At 45.2% G+C, this 18,115-nt stretch carries 17 protein-coding genes; 1 reads left to right on the top strand and 16 read right to left on the bottom strand.

Going from position 1 to position 18,115, the window contains the following annotated elements:
* Positions 1-58: 58 nt before the first annotated feature.
* Both C9I92_RS10360 and C9I92_RS10355 read right to left on the bottom strand, forming a co-directional pair.
* Positions 59-2,485, bottom strand: coding sequence for a sensor histidine kinase (locus C9I92_RS10360; protein WP_047884396.1), 2,427 nt, complete (start codon positions 2,483-2,485; stop codon positions 59-61).
* Between the two features lie 32 nt (positions 2,486-2,517).
* Positions 2,518-3,630 (bottom strand): response regulator, encoded by a 1,113-nt coding sequence (locus C9I92_RS10355; RefSeq protein ID WP_047884397.1) that lies wholly within the window; start codon positions 3,628-3,630, stop codon positions 2,518-2,520.
* Between the two features lie 1,053 nt (positions 3,631-4,683).
* On the opposite strand from C9I92_RS10355, the gene cspE reads away from it, so the two are divergent.
* Positions 4,684-4,893 (top strand): transcription antiterminator/RNA stability regulator CspE, encoded by a 210-nt coding sequence (cspE, locus tag C9I92_RS10350; protein ID WP_047884398.1) that lies wholly within the window; start codon positions 4,684-4,686, stop codon positions 4,891-4,893.
* A 125-nt stretch (positions 4,894-5,018) separates the two neighbouring features.
* On the opposite strand, the gene C9I92_RS10345 is transcribed toward cspE, so the two are convergent.
* The 14 genes from C9I92_RS10345 to C9I92_RS10285 form a co-directional block, all read right to left on the bottom strand.
* Complete coding sequence (locus C9I92_RS10345) at positions 5,019-5,303, bottom strand: hypothetical protein (protein ID WP_047884399.1); 285 nt, start codon at positions 5,301-5,303, stop codon at positions 5,019-5,021.
* Positions 5,304-5,349: 46 nt separating this feature from the next.
* Positions 5,350-5,940, bottom strand: coding sequence for a hypothetical protein (locus C9I92_RS10340; RefSeq protein ID WP_047884400.1), 591 nt, complete (start codon positions 5,938-5,940; stop codon positions 5,350-5,352).
* 68 nt (positions 5,941-6,008) lie between these two features.
* Complete coding sequence (locus C9I92_RS10335) at positions 6,009-6,317, bottom strand: hypothetical protein (RefSeq protein WP_047884401.1); 309 nt, start codon at positions 6,315-6,317, stop codon at positions 6,009-6,011.
* Positions 6,318-6,413: 96 nt separating this feature from the next.
* Entirely contained in the window at positions 6,414-6,836 is a 423-nt protein-coding gene (locus C9I92_RS10330) for a hypothetical protein (RefSeq protein WP_047884402.1), read from the bottom strand.
* Positions 6,837-6,886: 50 nt separating this feature from the next.
* Positions 6,887-7,921 (bottom strand): recombinase RecA, encoded by a 1,035-nt coding sequence (locus C9I92_RS10325; protein ID WP_047884403.1) that lies wholly within the window; start codon positions 7,919-7,921, stop codon positions 6,887-6,889.
* Between the two features lie 2 nt (positions 7,922-7,923).
* Positions 7,924-8,145 carry a hypothetical protein gene (locus C9I92_RS10320; RefSeq protein WP_047884404.1) on the bottom strand — a complete coding sequence of 74 codons (222 nt, stop codon included), beginning with the start codon at positions 8,143-8,145 and terminating at the stop codon, positions 7,924-7,926.
* A complete protein-coding gene (locus C9I92_RS10315; RefSeq protein WP_047884817.1) occupies positions 8,142-9,080 on the bottom strand; it encodes a 5'-3' exonuclease H3TH domain-containing protein in 939 nt (312 codons plus the stop codon). Before C9I92_RS10315 ends, C9I92_RS10320 begins: the two co-directional genes overlap by 4 nt.
* 70 nt (positions 9,081-9,150) lie before the next feature.
* Entirely contained in the window at positions 9,151-10,098 is a 948-nt protein-coding gene (locus C9I92_RS10310) for a hypothetical protein (RefSeq protein WP_047884405.1), read from the bottom strand.
* A 128-nt stretch (positions 10,099-10,226) separates the two neighbouring features.
* Positions 10,227-10,667, bottom strand: coding sequence for a hypothetical protein (locus C9I92_RS10305; RefSeq protein WP_047884406.1), 441 nt, complete (start codon positions 10,665-10,667; stop codon positions 10,227-10,229).
* A 182-nt stretch (positions 10,668-10,849) separates the two neighbouring features.
* Positions 10,850-14,206: a DNA polymerase III subunit alpha gene (dnaE, locus tag C9I92_RS10300; RefSeq protein ID WP_047884407.1), complete on the bottom strand. Its 3,357-nt coding sequence runs from the start codon at positions 14,204-14,206 to the stop codon at positions 10,850-10,852.
* Positions 14,203-14,412 carry a hypothetical protein gene (locus C9I92_RS10295; protein WP_047884408.1) on the bottom strand — a complete coding sequence of 70 codons (210 nt, stop codon included), beginning with the start codon at positions 14,410-14,412 and terminating at the stop codon, positions 14,203-14,205. Before C9I92_RS10295 ends, dnaE begins: the two co-directional genes overlap by 4 nt.
* Positions 14,409-14,582 carry a hypothetical protein gene (locus tag C9I92_RS25420; RefSeq protein WP_157038309.1) on the bottom strand — a complete coding sequence of 58 codons (174 nt, stop codon included), beginning with the start codon at positions 14,580-14,582 and terminating at the stop codon, positions 14,409-14,411. The genes C9I92_RS10295 and C9I92_RS25420 overlap by 4 nt, the downstream gene beginning before the upstream one ends.
* 23 nt (positions 14,583-14,605) lie before the next feature.
* On the bottom strand, positions 14,606-15,862 hold the full coding sequence (locus C9I92_RS10290) for an AAA family ATPase (RefSeq protein ID WP_047884409.1): 1,257 nt from the start codon (positions 15,860-15,862) through the stop codon (positions 14,606-14,608).
* 113 nt (positions 15,863-15,975) lie between these two features.
* On the bottom strand, positions 15,976-18,084 hold the full coding sequence (locus C9I92_RS10285) for a cobaltochelatase CobT-related protein (protein WP_047884410.1): 2,109 nt from the start codon (positions 18,082-18,084) through the stop codon (positions 15,976-15,978).
* Between the last annotated feature and the right edge of the window lie 31 nt (positions 18,085-18,115).

The following is an 18,115-nucleotide window of genomic DNA, read 5'->3' as shown; positions in this document are numbered from 1 at the left end:
ATGAAAGGCACTACATTTTAACGTTGTGCCTTTCATATCAAACTTATTAAGTTCGTCTCTAATTTTCGACCATCATCTCTTTATATTGATTAAGTTCTTCTTTTATTCTAATCATCACCGCAAGGGCACTTTCAAAATCATAAGTTGATACGGCTTGATATAAATCATTACTCAGCCCTAAATCTAACTTCTCAAAGCATAATCGATGTTTAGTGTAAAAATATTCAGATTCTAAGTCACATTCTTCAAGTAAAAAGACCAAATGGTCTACTTTAGATTCAAATTCTTCGATAGATTTAATGTCACAATCTAACTTTGGGGAAGGCTCGTTAACATAACTAATTTCAGATATCTCTGTATTTGCACAAGGAATATACGCACCAGAGTGATCTATTTCGAGTTCAATAGTGAACCAGAAAATACTTCCTTTTCCATACTCACTTTCAACTCCGACCTTACCTCCCATTAGTTCAGCAATACGTTTAGAGATCGTCAGCCCAAGACCTGTTCCACCGTATTTTCGAGTGGTTGAAGCATCCGCCTGTTGATAGCTATCAAACACCAATGCCTGGTCATATTTAGATAATCCAACACCGGTGTCCAATACACTTATGCGTAAGTTAATGTTGTCTTTTGTTCGCTGCATTGCATCAACAATAATGGAGACTTCTCCTTCATCAGTAAATTTAATAGCATTACTAACAAAGTTTAAAATAATTTGTTTGATTCGTAGCGTATCTCCGACGAGTTGTGGAATAGACTCATCTACTTCAGTAGTAAGGTGAACACCACGCTGATTCGCTTTATACTCAAAAATATCATAGACATCTTGAATAATGGTTCGGATATCAAATAAAGTTTTCTCAATTTCAATTTTATTCGCTTCAAGCTTAGAAAGGTCTAGAATATCATTAATAAGAGTTAATAGATGCTTTCCTGACTTGTCGATTTTTACCAAGTTGCTTTTTTGATCAACAGTAAGATCTGAGTTCAACAGTATATGGGATAAACCTAGAATCGAGTTCATCGGTGTTCTTATCTCATGGCTTACATTTGAAATGAACTGACTTTTGGCTATGTTTGCATTCTCAGCCGATAACTTTGCTTCTTTGAGCTCAGTTGTCAGCCTATCCAATTTACTACCCATACTGATGATTGAGTTCGCGGTTTCATTGAGCTCTTTTAGCCGGAATCCGTCATTAGTTAAATTGAAGTCCCCAAGGCCAGCTTTATTAACCATATTCTGAATTTTCTTTAAAGGCTCAGCAATAAACTCACTCATCTGTTTTGACGAACGCCATATAAATATCAAGAAAAGAGCATAAAATGAAATCAAACCAAATATAAGAACATAACCAATATTTTGATATTTATTTTCTAAAGCTCGAGATGATGCATACATCTTATTTTCATCAACAATTACCATTAATCGCCATTGTGTTTCAGGTATTGTTGACCATGATATAAGCTTTTTCTCACCGTTGAGTGTTATCTGTGTGAGCCCGTTGTTATTCTTCAATAATTGGCTAGATAAATCAGCAGTATCATCACGTTTAAATAAATTAAAATCATCCGGTTTAAATACTTCTTTGGTTATAGCTTGTTGGTAGCTATGCTCTGTCAACTCTTTCAAACCAAAGTCATATTCGCCTTGAGGGGGCAAAGCCATTATTGTGCCATTACTACTAGCCAGTATCGCATAGCCATCCCATGGTATAATCAAATTTTGAATGCTATCGATAATAGCGCTAACCTTTATATCTAATCCCACTACACCTTCTAGAAAATCTATTATATAAACCGGAGAAATTGCAGATGCCATCCAACCGTGACCAGCAGGATCAATATAAACATCAGTCCAAACAGTTTCTCTATTTGGGTTATATTCTTCATTGGCCAAATAGTAAAAGTTGTATTCAGGAATATCCATTTTAGGAGGATACTGATCTACAGTATAAAACCAAGGATAAATTCGGTTGTAAGAATCCCATGTATTAACGTAAATAGAAGAAACCAAATCATTGTTTTTTTCGATTTGCTTCATTAGTGGGTCAAGATGTGCAAGTCGATATATTTTCTCCCAATCTTTTTTGTCAGTTAAACCTGAGTAAAAAGAAGCTGAGCCTCCTAAGTCATTTTTAGAATAAATCACACCGTCTTCACTAACAGCAAGGTTAGAGCTTTCAGAAGCGTCAATCACGTCATTGCCTGATAAAACACGTTCGGTTTCATTTCGATACAACGTTGTTAAACTTTCTATTGATAACAACTTTTCACGGATGATATTGGATTCACGCTCAGAAGATATTTTTAGCTCTTCATTAACCTGGGTGTATATATAAGCCATGTTATCATTACTGATAAGGTGATTACTTACCAAGTAAACTGCGATGAGACCTGATTCCACCAGAATAAGAGGGATAATCCCGGTTCTTACCATTGATCTCCATACCCATGTTTGGGTATTAATCGTCTTTTCTTTCATTCAATTCCAACCACCATAAACCAGCAAGATATTTAGTTCGTATACGTAAGTGCAATGTCATACAGCTCATCGCTTATTTCAGTAAATGCGTCGACAATAAAAGGATCAAAATGAGTTCCCTTACCTGATAGTATGATTTGAACTGCGTCCTGATGAGTAAATGCAGGTTTGTAAACTCGTTTAGAAATCAGTGCATCATAGACATCAGCTATTGCCATAAGGCGGGCAGATAATGGTATAGATTCACCTGAAAGACCTAGAGGATAGCCATTTCCGTCCCATCGCTCATGGTGCGAGTAAGCAATCTCTTTGGCAACTTTTAGGAAACACATTTGTCGACCACTCACTTTTTCCGCGTTTTTAATCGCCTCATAACCAATCGTAGTGTGGGTTTTCATGACTTCAAACTCATCCTCTGTTAAGCTGCCTTTTTTCAGTAGAATTGCGTCTGGAATACCTATTTTTCCGATGTCATGAAGCGGAGCCGATTTGTAAAGTAGTTCAATGAATTCATCAGAAAGCTCTTCCGTATAACTCGGATTTTGCCGTAAAGTTTCCGCTAATCGTTTAATGTAAATTTGAGTGCGGCGAATATGGTTTCCCGTCTCGTTATCTCGAGTTTCAGCCAAAGAAACCATCGCGTAGAAAGCAATGTCTTGGATGGCATGAAGTTCCTCTTTTTGCCGTAGTGCTTCAGCGGTTCGTATTTTGACTTCATTTTCTAGTTTTTCTTTTTCACTCTTTAGAATATCTGAAGCAATTTTCAGCGAAACATGTGTTTTAACACGAGCTTGAACGATTTTTGGATTAATAGGTTTTGTGATGTAGTCGGCAGCGCCCAACTCAAAACCTCTTTGCTCATCTACTCGCTCAGCTTTTGCTGTCAAAAATATGACAGGTATATCACGTGTTGCTGGATTTGATTTAAGTCTTTGACAGACTTGATAGCCATCCATTTCCGGCATCATGATATCCAGCAAGATTAAACTTGGGTTAGCAGTTTCAGCAAGAGCGATACCTCGCACGCCACTACTTGCCCCTTTCACCTTATAATCATCTTTAAGTAGCTGATACATCAAAGTGAGATTTTCAGGGATATCGTCAATAACCAACACAGTTGGCTTAGATGAAGAGATAGATAACATCCGTTCTCCTTTCGGCGGCTATGAGTCAGAATGATTCTTTCGAAACTAAAGTAATGAGTTAATAAATAAGACGTATGATTTGATAATAGTAAAAATTAGCATAGGTTCTTATTGTATATAGTGAGAGGTATCTATTTATTGTTTTTGTAGTCAAATTGACTTTCTTGATTTTTCCCCTCGTAGTTTTTTTATTCAACAGATTTTAAATGGAAGATATTTCTTGCTTGATTCAATGATTTATGTTATCCAATTTTAATGAGTGATATGCCAATTAATTGCTTGGTCTTATACCTTTACTTTATGACATTTTGATGACAAATAATATTCGCATAAAGATGCGGAACGAAACCCATGCACGCCCCATACGAATACCTGTTCATTTTAACGATTCCTACTAATTATTGGGGATGCGGTCTGGAGCATTATCTAGTATTGCAAAGAAACCATATCCATTCAGCAGCAGCTACAGTTACTGATCACGTGTCGTAAATAATGCGACTAGTTCGCGGTAATCTCGTGACCTACGCTGATTCTGGTCTTTCAGCTAATCTAACTCGTAGGTTCCCTTTCGATTTGGCTTCAAGTGTTTTCATCTTGATATTATTTGATTATGATCATAAAACAATGATTTTAAAGGGTTTTACTGCCTCATTCTTTTTGCAAATGGCCAACAATACGCTAAGTTCAATAGTCACACTGACTCGTTTAAACTAATGCCGCCATTTTGACACTGTGTTAGAGGCACATGTCTGATCAAGTCGTTTCAACTAGAGAAATGAGTGCTGTATGAACTCTCGCCATTTAGCATATCTGACATCTGATTTTTTATACCGGATGAAATTTATCTTTACTTTACTAAGTAATGAGGTATGATTTTGGCTGCTCTGATGTTCAGACTTATTAATGAAACACCAAGTCAAAGTAAACCCTAAGAATTTCTTCGTTAATGTTGTTATCCTCTGTGTTTCCCTTAGCTTCATCGTCACATTCAATAATTCAATCTTCAGAGAATCGAAGTAACATTATTAATTTTTAATATATAAGGGACACTACATGTCTAAAGCAACTGGTATCGTAAAGTGGTTTAACGAAGAGAAAGGTTTTGGTTTCATTACTCAAGACAATGGCGGTGCTGACGTATTCGTTCATTTCCGCGCAATTGCTTCAGAAGGTTTCAAAACTCTTTCTGAAGGCCAAAAAGTATCTTTCGATGTAGAGCAAGGTCAAAAAGGCCCTCAAGCAGCTAATGTTGTAGCTCTATAATTGAAATTTTGGCGTAAGTGGATAACCCACTTACGCCAACTAAGAATCAGCAACGCTGCACTGAGAAAGTCAAAACGTAATACCTTACTCCAAGACTACACTCTTCAAAAATTTGTTCTCCACGCCTAAAGCGCTTTCTTCTTGAAGTATTTCAGCGGCAAATACCGCTGCAGGGCACCGCCTTGAGACTCGTAGTTCATGACTAATGCCCTATCCATGAATCTATCAACTGTTGTTACATAAAGCTCTTGGCTTTCCTTTACCAAAACGCCCACATGTTTTACCCCTCGCGCATCAATCTCGCGGATCGTCTCAACGTCCAGAGCCCAGCATGCACACCCTTGGCGAATTGCCGCAAGTAAACTGGATTCACCGTTGCGGAATATCTCTTTGCGTGAGCGATAAGCCACATAAAGCCTCCTGCCTGATTTAAGCGTCCAAAATGCCCCGTATAGCTTACGCTTCTTCCTTAGATGCTCTACCTCTAAGCACTTTTTCTCGTATTTGATCATCATCGGCTACTGGCTCTAAGTAAATAGCGGTCAACTTCGACTGCTCATTTAAGAAATGCCCGTAAGACTTCCGCAGTATTTCACCGACCTTATCAACCGGTTTTCCGCCCATAGCCAGGTGATTAAACATCGAATGCTTGGCAACCATTGCGTCAAAATCGCCACTATACAGCTTCCGAACCTTCATGAACCGGATAATCTCTCCATCATCCGCCCCTACCAGTGCAACTGTCTTGCCGATCTCCAGCCTATCCATCCAAGTTGTTCCGGCCCTCATGGTATTGAAGGAGGATTGATTTAAGCCGATGAACGGCTTGCGGAAGGATAAGATCGGCACATAGCGCTGGCATGTTCTGATATGAACGTCAGCATGAGGTTCGGCTTTCTCGACAACTTTGTAAATTGGACAGCCGGTCTTGATGCCGCAGGAGTTACAAATAAGTCCAGTTCTTGCCAGAACGGACTGCGGCTCAATGGTGTAAACACCATCTTCAGTCTTACGAACCCAACGGGCTTTCTTAACATCAAGGCTCATGGTCGGAATCACTCTACTCTATGTTTTTCGAGGATATTCCAACCGATGAGCCAAGTAAGTCAAGGTTATTAAGCGACAGCTTTCGCCCTAATGTCCTTGATTGAAATAGGAATTAAGCGTTCGCTTAGTCCGAACGTATGTTCTGAGCCAGCCGGATAGAATGCCAGCTCGGTGTCAAAGACTACTACCCCATCGTCCATCGCAAACGCATAGGTTGTTTCATTCGCATCGCGACGCATACGAGTGACCATGCCAGCGGCTTCTGAGTGCGGCACTTGTTCACCAATGAAAGTGCCAAAACCGATTGTTTCCCAGTGTCTTACACCTTCTTTCTTCACTGGTCTGTAAAGTCCAATAACACGCGAACCGATTTCCATTTTTACCTCTCTTGTTGCTCTTATTGCGCTTGTTGCTTGTGTTTATCTTATTGCGGATATACAAGGTAAATAAGCTCTACACCTTGTATAAGTAAGTCATTGGTGACTGATTTTATCTTTAATGGCTAAGATCGAACGATAACGTTGATAGGTTGACTCGCTAATCCGCTTGCCCGTGATGTTCTCAATCACTTTAATAGACTGCTCCACAGTCAAATCTTTACTCTGAACCTGACTCACCACTTCAATGATTTCAGCCTTGTTGTCGTAGCCTAGATACGCTCGCTCAAGCCGTGACTTCAAATCATCCCGCACTCGCTGACGAGTATCAGCTTCCAAATCTGACTTGTGATAGCGGTAAAGAAAGGCACGGCTCATTAGTGTGGCCAACTCACGGTCGCCAAACAAAGAAAACGCTTCTTCCTCTACCAGTTTGCGCGGCACGGTGCTTTCCATATCCGCACGTCCAAGCGGATCACGTCTGCCTTGGCTATTCAGCAATTGTGTAATCCAGTTCATAATGAAACTCCCAAAAAGGGGGCTTACGCCCCCAACTCTCAATTAGCGGCTTATTCTTCCTCTGATGCTTCCACCAAAGCCGTCTTCTTCTCAGCTTTGTCGAACAGTGGCAGCATTGCCTCTACCCCACGCTCTTCGAAGAAAGAAACCAGCTCTTTCCGGCGATATTTCTTCTCGCCATACTTGATGTATCCAGAAGACTTCTCAAGAATGCCAACTTCGCATAGGTGGTCAATTGAGCTACCGATAACATCGAATCCTCGGTCTGTATCGAAGTAGTAATCCCATGTTGCGCGCTGGAACGGCTCTGACACTTTGTTCTTGATACACTCGGCGCCAATGGACTGCCCTGTTTTCTCCGAACCCTCTTTGATTTGAGAGCGACCTAGCTTGATTCGAACAGAGGCATAGAACTCCGGAGCATTACCGCCTGGGCTTGTAGTAGGATCACCAAACATCACCCCGATTTTCGTGCGAATCTGGTTTAGGAATAACATGCAGCAATTGTATTTACGCGCCCAAGCCGCCAGTGTTGGGAAGTTTGCGGCAGTAGCACGCGCCAGCGCCGTATTGTCATTCATACCCAAATCATCACCGGCTTCCATCTTGGCGAATTTAGATCTCGGAACCATTGAGGCCAGTGAGTCATAGACGATGATGATCGGCGCTTCATCCGGAATCAGCTTATTCTCACGAACTGTTTTAAGCAGCTTGCCAGTCAGCTCTACCGAGTCCTCAAACGTATCAGGCTGCTTGTAAACCCATTGACCATCATCCTCGTCAATGTTTAAGCCATACTTGGCGGCCAGCTCACTGACGAATGAGTTTTCATGGTCAAGGAACACCGCAATCCCACCCATGCGCTGAACAGAAATCATTGCCTGAGTAGCAAGCAGGGTTTTACCTGCTGAAGATGGGCCGAACATTTCGATAATGCGACCACTTGGGAAACCGCCACGGTAAGAACCAGAGATAGCCTTATTTAGCGGAGGGAAGCCAGTCGAAAGCCAAACTTTAACGCCTTGGATAGTGTCGTTTCCGCCAACTGCCTTTTTCAATGCCGCTGCTAGAGGTGATACTGCCATTATTACTTCTCTCCGATTTTCAGGTATTTCTTTACTCGTTCACTGATTTTTTCGTATTGCTCGCTAACCTTTGATAGCTCACCATTGGTTAGCGTTTTGCCCGTTCTTGCTTGGTAAAGCATTGGGATACTTGCCATTACACCAACGCCATACAGGTAAACAATCTCTTTGGCTAAACCCGCTGGCGTAGCAATGGCGTCTTTTTCAAGAATGCTTTTAATCACAAGCAGAACCTCTTGAATGGAGTCACGAACACCTCAATTTCATCCACGATGGACTGAAAGCTCAGCTCAAGGCATTTGTTCTCAAACTCAGCCTCGTCATAGCGAGGAGGGATTGTTTCGATGTTCTCCGGCATCATTTCTAGATCGGCCAAGTTCATCAGCTTCACATTGCGCCGGAAGATATCGAGCATCCCCATTTCCACCTTCTTGTTAAATTCATTGTTGGCTAAGGCGAAATACTTCCTACGGCCACGCCCTTTGAAGTCATCAACGGTAATTTCTCCGCTTCTGGCCTTTTTAACGAACTCAATAACAGAGCCGCACTCATTCAATAGCTCCAGCGCACCAGACTCACCAATACCACCTACACCATCAATTTCATCCGACTTATCGCCGACCAGAGCTTTAAATTCCAAATACTGACGTGGTGTTTGAAGACCCGTTTTCTCGCCTAAGTAAGACAGCCTGGTAATTTCGTCTTTCCGAACATTCAGCAGGCTTACGTTATCATCCAGCAAAGTCAGCCAGTCGTTATCGCCCGTGTATAAGTAGATGTGCTCTACGTGGCTTTTGAATCTCCGGCAAAGCATACCCGCCAGATCATCAGCTTCTCCGTCATGCGCTACCAACTGACGGACACCAAGCAAGGACAGCATCAGCTTGATATCGTCCCTTTGCTGTCTGAATTGGATTCGCATTTCTTTCAGCTTCGGATTGTCGCTGCGCTTACCCTTGTATTCCGGATAGAAAGCGGGTCGTTTGATTGGTTCGCCGTCCCATAGAACATAAGGTCGAGCATTCAGCTCACGGCAGTATTTGCGGATATTACGAAGCATCCCGAAAATCGCTTGGACTTGTCTTCCACCCGCCGTCAGTGTCGCTCCTTGCTGGCAGAAGTAGCCAAGCGAATGTGCGTCAACAAGCAATAGGTTCATACCCATCACCTCACTAAATTAAATTGGGAATTAGGAAGGAATGGGTGAGGTTTCCCCCACCCACTTGCGATTAAAGGTCAGCTAGTAGAGCGTCAAGATCGTCTAGGTCGCTTGAAGAGTCTGCCTCAGCAGTGGTAGCATCCTCGATCTCAACATCAGAGGTTGGTGTCGGTTCTGGCTTGAACTCCGTTTCCATAGCGGCTTTCAATTCTTCATCTAGCAGTGAATCCAGATCTTCGTCAACAGCAGTTGAGGTGGTGCTCACGGATGTTGTTGCTGCAACGCCGTGAGTGCCAGTCCCCGCACTTGATGCAGAAGATGCGTAGCCGATAGCCGGAACACTTGAAACCAGTGGCAAACCGATAACAGCATTTGCCTTGTTTAGTGTGGTTAGCAGACGTGCCTCATCAACACGCTCAGTCAGCAGCTCGATATTGATTAGCTTGTCCATAGTGTCGGCAGCCAGTGCTTTCTTACGCTTAGGAGAGGCAGAAACAGTGTATTTGGTGTCTGTGCCTGTCCCGGTGCGAGTAATCACGAACGGATAGCCTTCTTCCAGTGATAGCGGATCACCAAAGCCTTCATCCATGTGCTCAATCAGACGGTCTTGAATCTGATCGAAACAGGTAGACGCAAGTTCGATTAGCTGAACACCCTTGTCTTCTTGGCCTTCAACAATACCATTCCACAGGTAACGCTTGGCAGAGCGCATTTTGTTGATTGTGTTTTCCATAGCTTTGTCGCCTTTGTAGCGAGCCAAGCCTTCGTAAACCGCTTCACAAATCGGGCACTGCTCATCGTGGGTCTGTTTGGTGCATAGGTATACAGACATTTTCTCGCCATCTTTCTTAACGAAATGCTGTCCGTATGTTTTAAACGGAAGACCGCCATCTTTCGAACCCAGAAGACGAATGACGTTCTCGCCGTCTTTCAGCTTGTAAGTGTCGATGCGGGATGATGCGCGTTTTTCCTCTTCGCGTTTTTTGTTGGCCTTTAGTAGTTCTAGGATGTTTGACATTTTTGATTTCCTTGATTTTTTTCAGTTCTCTACGGTATCTCCAAGAGCTGTGCGTCTTGCGCGAGTGCTCTCTTTGACTTCGCGCCAATAATAAGTCAGCGCTTAATTATTTTTCAAGATTTTTTTGATCACTCTTGCGGGTGCTTTTTGAGAGCAGTAAAAGTCGATGAACCGGTCTTCTCCAACTCCAAAAATTCACGTTTAGAAGCCTGCACAATCATGTCTCGGCGATGACGGAAAGCCTCAAGTGCATACTTCGCCTTCTCACAATCAGACTTGGCCGCATCATATGCTTCGCGTGCTGCTCTCATCTTCTCGTGATTCTTCATTTTCGATTCAATTAACGACTCAGTCGGACGGATGCCAGATAGGCTCAAGTCAGCTCGGATAGTGTTGTATAGCCTTGCCTCCACTTCTTCCATCACTTGCTTGGCCTTCGCCACTCGTCGCTCAGATTGAGTAAGTTTGTCGGCGTATTGGAAGAATAAGATCGCCTGATTACTCCATACTTCATCGAGATTTGAGCGGTCGAATGCTAAATCTGACAGCGTTTGTTCTACGTTAAACATCTTGCACACCCTCAATAAGATGTTGGGCTTGTCGTCCTTGTTGGGACACATCAAACTATACAGAAACAATAAAGGGGTAAAAGCCCCAACCTCACAAAAGTAAGTCACCGATGACTATAAATTAAAGTTAAAAGTAGAATCTTGTGCAAAGCAAAATCAGACCTATCTTTCTATTGATTGATTTAGCCGTTGACTATCTCATAGGCTTTTTTGCAGATATCTTCCAGCTCGGTTTTCTTCTCAGGTTTGAAGTGCAACATACCTGGATTAAAGCCGAATATGATGTTGCAATCCCTTGCAGAATCATACTCGTTGCGACCGGACAGCTCACTTGGCTTGAGCTTGGAGGTATTGAAATACCCAGCCGCCAGCGAACCCATTGCGATCACCACCGTAGGCTTGGTGTATTCCAATTCATGCGCAAAGTAGTCCTTAAACAGGTTGATTTGCTCGGAGGTGAATTGCTCATCCTTACCCTTCACAATCTTCATCAAACTGGTGGCGTAAATATCCCCCATTTTGAACCCTGCATTAGTAAGCGCTGCCTTAAAGTCATCGTGACCTTCTGACATGATATAGCCGGATTTCTCATCCCATCCATTAGGGGCGTCAAGCACGATCATCACTTTGGGCTTTCTGCCAATAGTCGGACGCACAATGGCTTCCCCTAGCTCAGTCTCCTTCTCAATGCGACTATGCAAAGCATTCACTTGGGCGCAAACCTTGGCGTCACAGATAAAGTCACGCTCAACACCGACAGCATCAATCATGATATCGCCCATTAAAGCCGCTTGGTCTTTGCGTCTGTCAGGGTGTCGAGCGTCCAGCTCCTTTGGGTCAATGTCAGCAAATGCCCCTACTTTCCGAAGTGCCTCACGAACGCGAGCATTACAGGCTCGCTTTAAAACCACCTCTTCGAACTGCTCCACAGTAGAGAAACGACCACCGCATTTGGCACGAGCCTCAATAATGGCTTTCGCACCCGCAGCACTACAGCCTTTAACAGCGGAGAATGGCGCATACAGCACCGTTTGCTCTCGCTTGCTGTCATAGCCAATTTCTAGGCGATCTGAGCTGTGGTTGATACAAGGCGGAACAACTTCGATACCGTGCTCACGCGCATCACGAACAATGGCCGGATGTTTGTCACTGCCCAAGATAGTCAGTGCTGCGGCAAAGAACTCAGCAGGATAGTATGTCTTGAGGTATGCAGAGCAGAATGACAGTAGCGAGTAAGCCACCGAGTGAGATTTGTTGAAGCCATAGCCTGCAAACTTCTCGATCTTGTCCCATACATCACCGGCGACAGCTTCCGGAATACCATTGACCTTCTCGCAGCCTTCAACGAACGATGCTTTCATTTTTGCCATTAGCTCAGCATCTTTCTTACCCATAGCCTTGCGAACCTTATCCGCCTCAGTCATAGAGAACCCTGCCATGATCTGACAGGCTTTCATGGTTTGCTCCTGATAAACCATTACGCCGTTGGTTTCGCTAAGCAGTTCATCAAGCAGCGGATGAATCGCCTCTGCGCGCTCATAGCCTTTGGCAACGGACACGAAAGTATCAAGTGCGCCTGACTGCATTGGACCCGGTCGGAACAGTGCTGTTGTCGCTGTTACCGTTTCAAACGTGAATGGCTCAATACCATTCCCAAGGTCACGAAGTGTTTTCTTCATGCCCGAAGATTCAAGCTGAAACACGGCTGTTGTTCTGCCTTCCGATAGCGTTTTCAGCGTCTTCTCGTCATCAAGCGGGACTGAGTAAATATCAATGTCCTTCCCGTGACGCTCTTTTACGTAGTCACAGGCCAGTTGAAGCAAATCGAGTGTCGCCAAGCCTAGAACATCGAGTTTAACCAGCCCCATGTCCTCACAGTGCCGTTTGTCCCAATTGATAGTGCGCTCGCCGCCACGTCGCTCAACGACAGAACGGTTGGTAAGTTTGTCCCCGGCAACAATCACACCCGCCGCATGTCGCCCATAGCCTCGCATCGTGTTTTGTAACTTACAGGCCAAATCAAACACGGCAGGATACTTGGCTGCAAACTTACCGATGCCACCCAGCTCTTCTTTCGCATCTTCCAAAGGCAAATTGTCACCGTCACCGGTAATTTCCTTGGTAACGGCCAGTTCAGTCTGGTCAATACCATAGATACGTCCGGCATCACGCAACGCAGAAGCGGAGCCTAAATACATGTAGTTTGGAATGCCGGCCACATACTCTTCACCGTATTTGCTCTCAAGATACTCAAGCACTTCATGACGGCGGGATTGTGAAAAGTCCAAGTCAGCATCGGGCAAGTCCAAACGCTCAGGGTTAATGAAGCGTTCAAACAGAAGACCATGCCGGATAGGGTCAGTTTCAGTAATGCCTAACGACCAGGCAACGACAGAACCCCCTACGGAACCACGACCGCAGCCCAATGGAATTTTGCGCGTTTTTGAAGCCTGAATCAGATCGTTAACCAGCAGAAAGTAAGGTGCAAAGCCAAGTTTTTTCAGAATGCCAAGCTCATACTTTACCGCCTCGATGTATTTGGGGCGCTCAGACTCAGGCGGAACATAGCCAAAACAAGGTTCGACAAAACGATCCTTCAAGCCTTTCACCGCCAACTCTGCCAGTGTCTTGTCTTCATCATCTGCCATTTTCGGCAATGACACGTCCAGCTTATGCCAGCGCCAGTTGCATTGCTCGATGATCAGGTCTTGGTTTGCTGATACGTAGTCCGGCGATACCCGAACACCCATGCGAACGGCGAACTCTTTCAGTGATTTCAGCAGGCGTGAGCGCTCTTGGATGCAGGACTCACGGTTGTATGGAACAAGAGCGCGATATGGCTGGTCTGCCTTAACGTTGTTGATAACCAGATACGCAAAGTCCTTGATATCGGCATCTTCAATGGTTTCGTAGTAGGCAGGATAGAACGCGGCTACAACCAGCTCTTTTTGATTGGCGTATTCAAGCGCCTTCTTGTTGATTTGGTCATACAGTGGCGTTTCAATCGGGTATAGCGCCATAACGCAGTCAGACGCATTCCCTGCGCCAATCATTTTATCTAATAGCTCCGCATGGGTTGGCAGCTTAAACACACTCCCTTTGTCGCTGGAAAGCATCAGAACGTTGCCCTTTGCGAAACACTCCGCCACTTGCTCCGGACTTACGCGAGGTTTGAAATAGAACTGCTCTTCGCGGTTGCCAAGTGTCAGCAGCTCGCAAACGTCCACAAAGCCCTGATCGTTCTTGATTAGCAGGGTCATTGAGAACTCATCTTGTCTGATGCCTTTGGCGCTTTCCCCCGCTTCCTTGGTGCGGTATTCCAGTTGCGGATCTGGAACAATCGTCAGTCGGACACCGCAGATTACTTTTACATCAGTGTCAGTTGAGCCAAGCTGTGCCGGAATGATCGAGCTGATTGACATGGTATCGGCAACAACAATGGCCTCATATCCCATTTCAGCGGCTTTCGGAGCCAGCTTATCAGCCTTTAAAACAGATTCACCCAACGAAAACTCGGTGCGACACAGTAACGCTTTCATTTTTCTTTATCCTTTGGCGCTTTTTCTGGAACATAAAAACAAGTTGAGAAGCCCACCCGCTTTTCAAACTCTGCTTTGCTAATTAACTCTTGATAGAATGAGTAGCTGAAGTTGACGCGATCCCAGCCATCGGGATCTAAAATCACCAATCCGCTCTCTTCCATAGCCTCTTCCAGCCACTCAAGGCTTGTTCTTACCTCTCTCATTTCTTTTTACCTTTGCTGATTCCGTCCATTGGCAGGGTCGCGGTATCTTCACCAAAAATGTCTTTTACGCGACGCATCGCCTCTTCCTGACACTCTGGGAAGTGAGAGCAAGCCTCACATGGCTTGCCCTTTTTTCTTGCTGTTAGAATCGAACCAAAACAACCCAACACTTAAATCACCGCTTACTAATCAATCACCCAAAAATGCGCTGTAATGTTTCTTTAGCAGCCGTGATGCTGTCGGCAGGCAGCTTGTTAACCCATGCCTTTTCAAGACCAGCAGCTAAGTTACCTCGTAACATTCCCACTTTGGCGGCGTTGATTAGCTCACGAGGGCCGATAGTCATTGGCAGGTCTTGGCGCTCATATGCCTCTCGAACTCGCTTGGCAAAGTCGCACATCTTCAAGGCATCCTCTTCGCGTAGTGGAACATGCGCACGGATAAGTGCCGCCTCTGACTTGCGATCCATGTATTCAACTTTCTCAACAATCGCAAAGCGTGAGTAGTTAGCCGCGTTCTGGATATTAGTGCCCTGATACAAACCAGTTTCATCGCCAGAACCATTGGTGTTACCAGTGCCAATAAAGGCAAAGTGCTTGTGTGGGTTTACCTTGCGCCACTCAGGAGTAGCATTCTTGATGACCAGCGCTTCACCCTCCAGAACCGCCTGATAAGCCGATAGCACTTGAGCAAAGGCAAAATCGTATTCATCCGCGACGTAAACAAAGCCGTGACGCATTGCCATTGCCAATAAGCCAGGTTCGAAATAAGTGCCCTCTTGGCTCGCCAAGATTTGGCCGACGATCTCGGACTCTTCTGTAGAACCGGTATGCTGGGCGCGAATTAAAGGACGGTTCAGCGCAGCGCAAATTTGAGTAGATAGTGAGGTTTTGCCAGTTCCGGCATGTCCCCAAAAGTAAGCAGGCATACCAAGCTCGATAGCCATAGCCGCGTCCTTGGTCACTTCTGGCTGGAACACATAGCCAGAGGTGCGCTTAGGAAAAAACTCAGGAAAAGGCGAGTTCAGGAATGCGGTCATCATAATTGGCTTGCCGGTTGAAGACTGTAGCGCTTTCAACGGCAGGCCAAGTGCCTCATGGAGAGCAACTTTCTCTGTGCGATACTCGGTTTCACCAATATGGCCATGGATAGGAACAACCTTTTCCTCAGTAGCAGCGGAGGTAGTAGCCATTTCGCTTTTCTTGGTTTCAGACTTCCTCTCAGGGGCTTGGGTAGCGGCTCCACGCAGCGCCTCTTTCTGGCGGATCATGTGTAGCGCATATTCAGACAGGGTTGGAGCCTCTGGAAATTCAGCTTTGTATTTTTCGATATCGCCCCACCCTTCATGCTCTCTCTCAAGGTGTGGTTTGATCGCATGGGTAAGTTCACCGCAAAGGCGGCATGAAATTTTAGACTCTGCCAATGATGCTTTATCTGCTAATGCTGACATGTTGTTACCTCACGTAAACTTGTTTCTTTGTAAATTGGACACTGCGAATATTAAATAATAAGTAAGCGGTGATCTAACTATTTTTCAAATATTCGCAGGTCACTAAAGAATGGCTAGGCTACAAGCTCTCTGATTTTGCCGCAGACAACGGCTGGTAGCTCTGACAGGTCATTTACCACGGCATGTTTGGCGTAGAAGCGCTTAACCGAGTCTGTCTGAATGCCGATGCCAAGTAGCTTGATATCGGTTTTCTGCTCAATAAACCGAGTGACAGCTCTCAAGTGCTCGGCCATTCCTCTACCCCTTGCGCATGGCTCGCCGTCCGACAGAACAACCATCATCTTCAATGATTCAGGTCGGCTCATCAGGCTTGGGATAAACCGCAGGATGCACTCCCCGTCAGCGTTGTTTGCCAAAGGGAAATTACCGGCCAGAGCGCCAAACCGTTTCTTCACAAGTTTGGTATTGGCCTTGTCGTCCCAATCCTTCAAGATCGGCAGCAGCAATGGCTCAAGGCGCGAGAAAGACAAAGTTCCGGGCTTTATTTTCTTGGACATTAGATAGCGCTCGAAGCCGCGGACATCCAAATCAAACAGTGAAGTAAAACCGACAACGCGACATGCGATGCCACATCGGCCAAGAGCCTCAGCCATGACATAAGCCGACCTAAGAGAAGTCCCTATTCTGTCTCCACTGTGCATTGAGCCGGAGAAGTCCACCGCAATCTGAACAGCAGCTTCTCGGCTACGGTGCTCTTCTTTGGTGCGGAATACACGAACATCACCGGTTTTGAGCTTAAATAGGCTCGCCCCATGAATACGACCTTTCTTTTGGCCGCCAAGCCACTGAGACTTGTTTTGGCTGCGAACAACCCTTTCAAGCTGTTTTGCCATGTTCTTTGAGGTATCGCCAAGATGAGCCTCAATGCGACGTTTAAAGGCTCGCTCGCCGTTCACAAACAGATCGTCGAAGTATTTGCGATAACGCTCAGCACCCTCCTTATTTTCACCGAAATACTCATGGGTCTGGACTTGTGCCGCCTGTTTCCCAATGTTCTCAACAACATCATAAATATCGAACTGGTCGGTCAATGGGCGGTAGCTACTCATGCTGTCATCAATCGCATCAGAAAGTGCCTCTTCAAGCGCATCTTCGATAGACAGAGGTTCAACTTTGTCGTCGATTCCCTCTAGCTCATCAAGATCTTTAAGGTCGAAGTCAAAGCCCATATCCGTGTCGGTATCGGTAGCTGTTGAGTCAGACTTACTTCTGCCCTGATCTTCTTCGTCACTCTCTTCGCTCTTTCCGTCTGATGAGCCGGAAACCTCAATTTCATCATTCTCTTCGTCTTTGTCGCAGTCTTCACCTTCTTCGTCCGCGCTACCGGCATCCACTTCAATCTCAATGGATTCCTCCGGCTTTTCGTCGTCCTTGGCCTCCGATGGTTGGTCGTCGCCGGATTCATCCTCGCCCTCATCCTTGCTCTCTGTCTTAGGCAAGTCAGGTGACTTCACTTTGCCCTCTGACTCTTCCGGCTTATCCTCTTCTTCGCGCTCTTGCTCCTTTTGGGTTTCGTCGATGATCAGCGACAAAAGGACACGCGCAACCTCAATGCAGTCAGAGGTGCTTTCCGTAAGCGTCAGCTTTTTAGGGATTCGAGCGTCTTCGATGCGGGTCTTCAAGATATCAATGCGATCCCACTTGTCCCCCATCCAATCGGCAAACTCTGTCTGCCCTGCCATCGCACGTAATGCAGGAACGGCAAGGATTCGGTTGAACAGCTCGACGCCCTTCATGCCAGAGTCCACGGCTTTCTTGTAGGCGTTGTCAAAGACTGTCTCAAGTAGGTGGTGACGAACTTTGCTCAGGTTTGAGCGAGAACCGGTGAATACCTGGCTCATCTTCCGCTCGATAAAGATATCCTCCACCGAGTTCCACATTGGCTCCAACGCTGTTGGAATTGAGCATCGCGTTTTGAAGTCAGTAAATAGGATGTGCGCGACCTCGTGATCGACGAAGCCTCGGACTGCCATAATGGCTAAATCACTAGCGTCGTCAGGCAGAGCAGGAATATTCACGCGAACTGTTTTGCCCTCCATATCGTTCTCGACATAAGCGCGAGTTCCGGACATAGAGACTTTTACAGAGGTTCGTGACAGCAGCGAAACAACCTTCGCTACTGATTCACGCATTTGGATAATTTCTTTTCTTACGATTGCCATAGCCAAATACTTTTAACGAGTGTTTATTTAT

Source organism: Photobacterium ganghwense, from assembly GCF_003025595.1.
Classification (GTDB): domain Bacteria; phylum Pseudomonadota; class Gammaproteobacteria; order Enterobacterales; family Vibrionaceae; genus Photobacterium; species Photobacterium ganghwense.
This window is presented reverse-complemented; position numbering and strand designations above follow the sequence as displayed.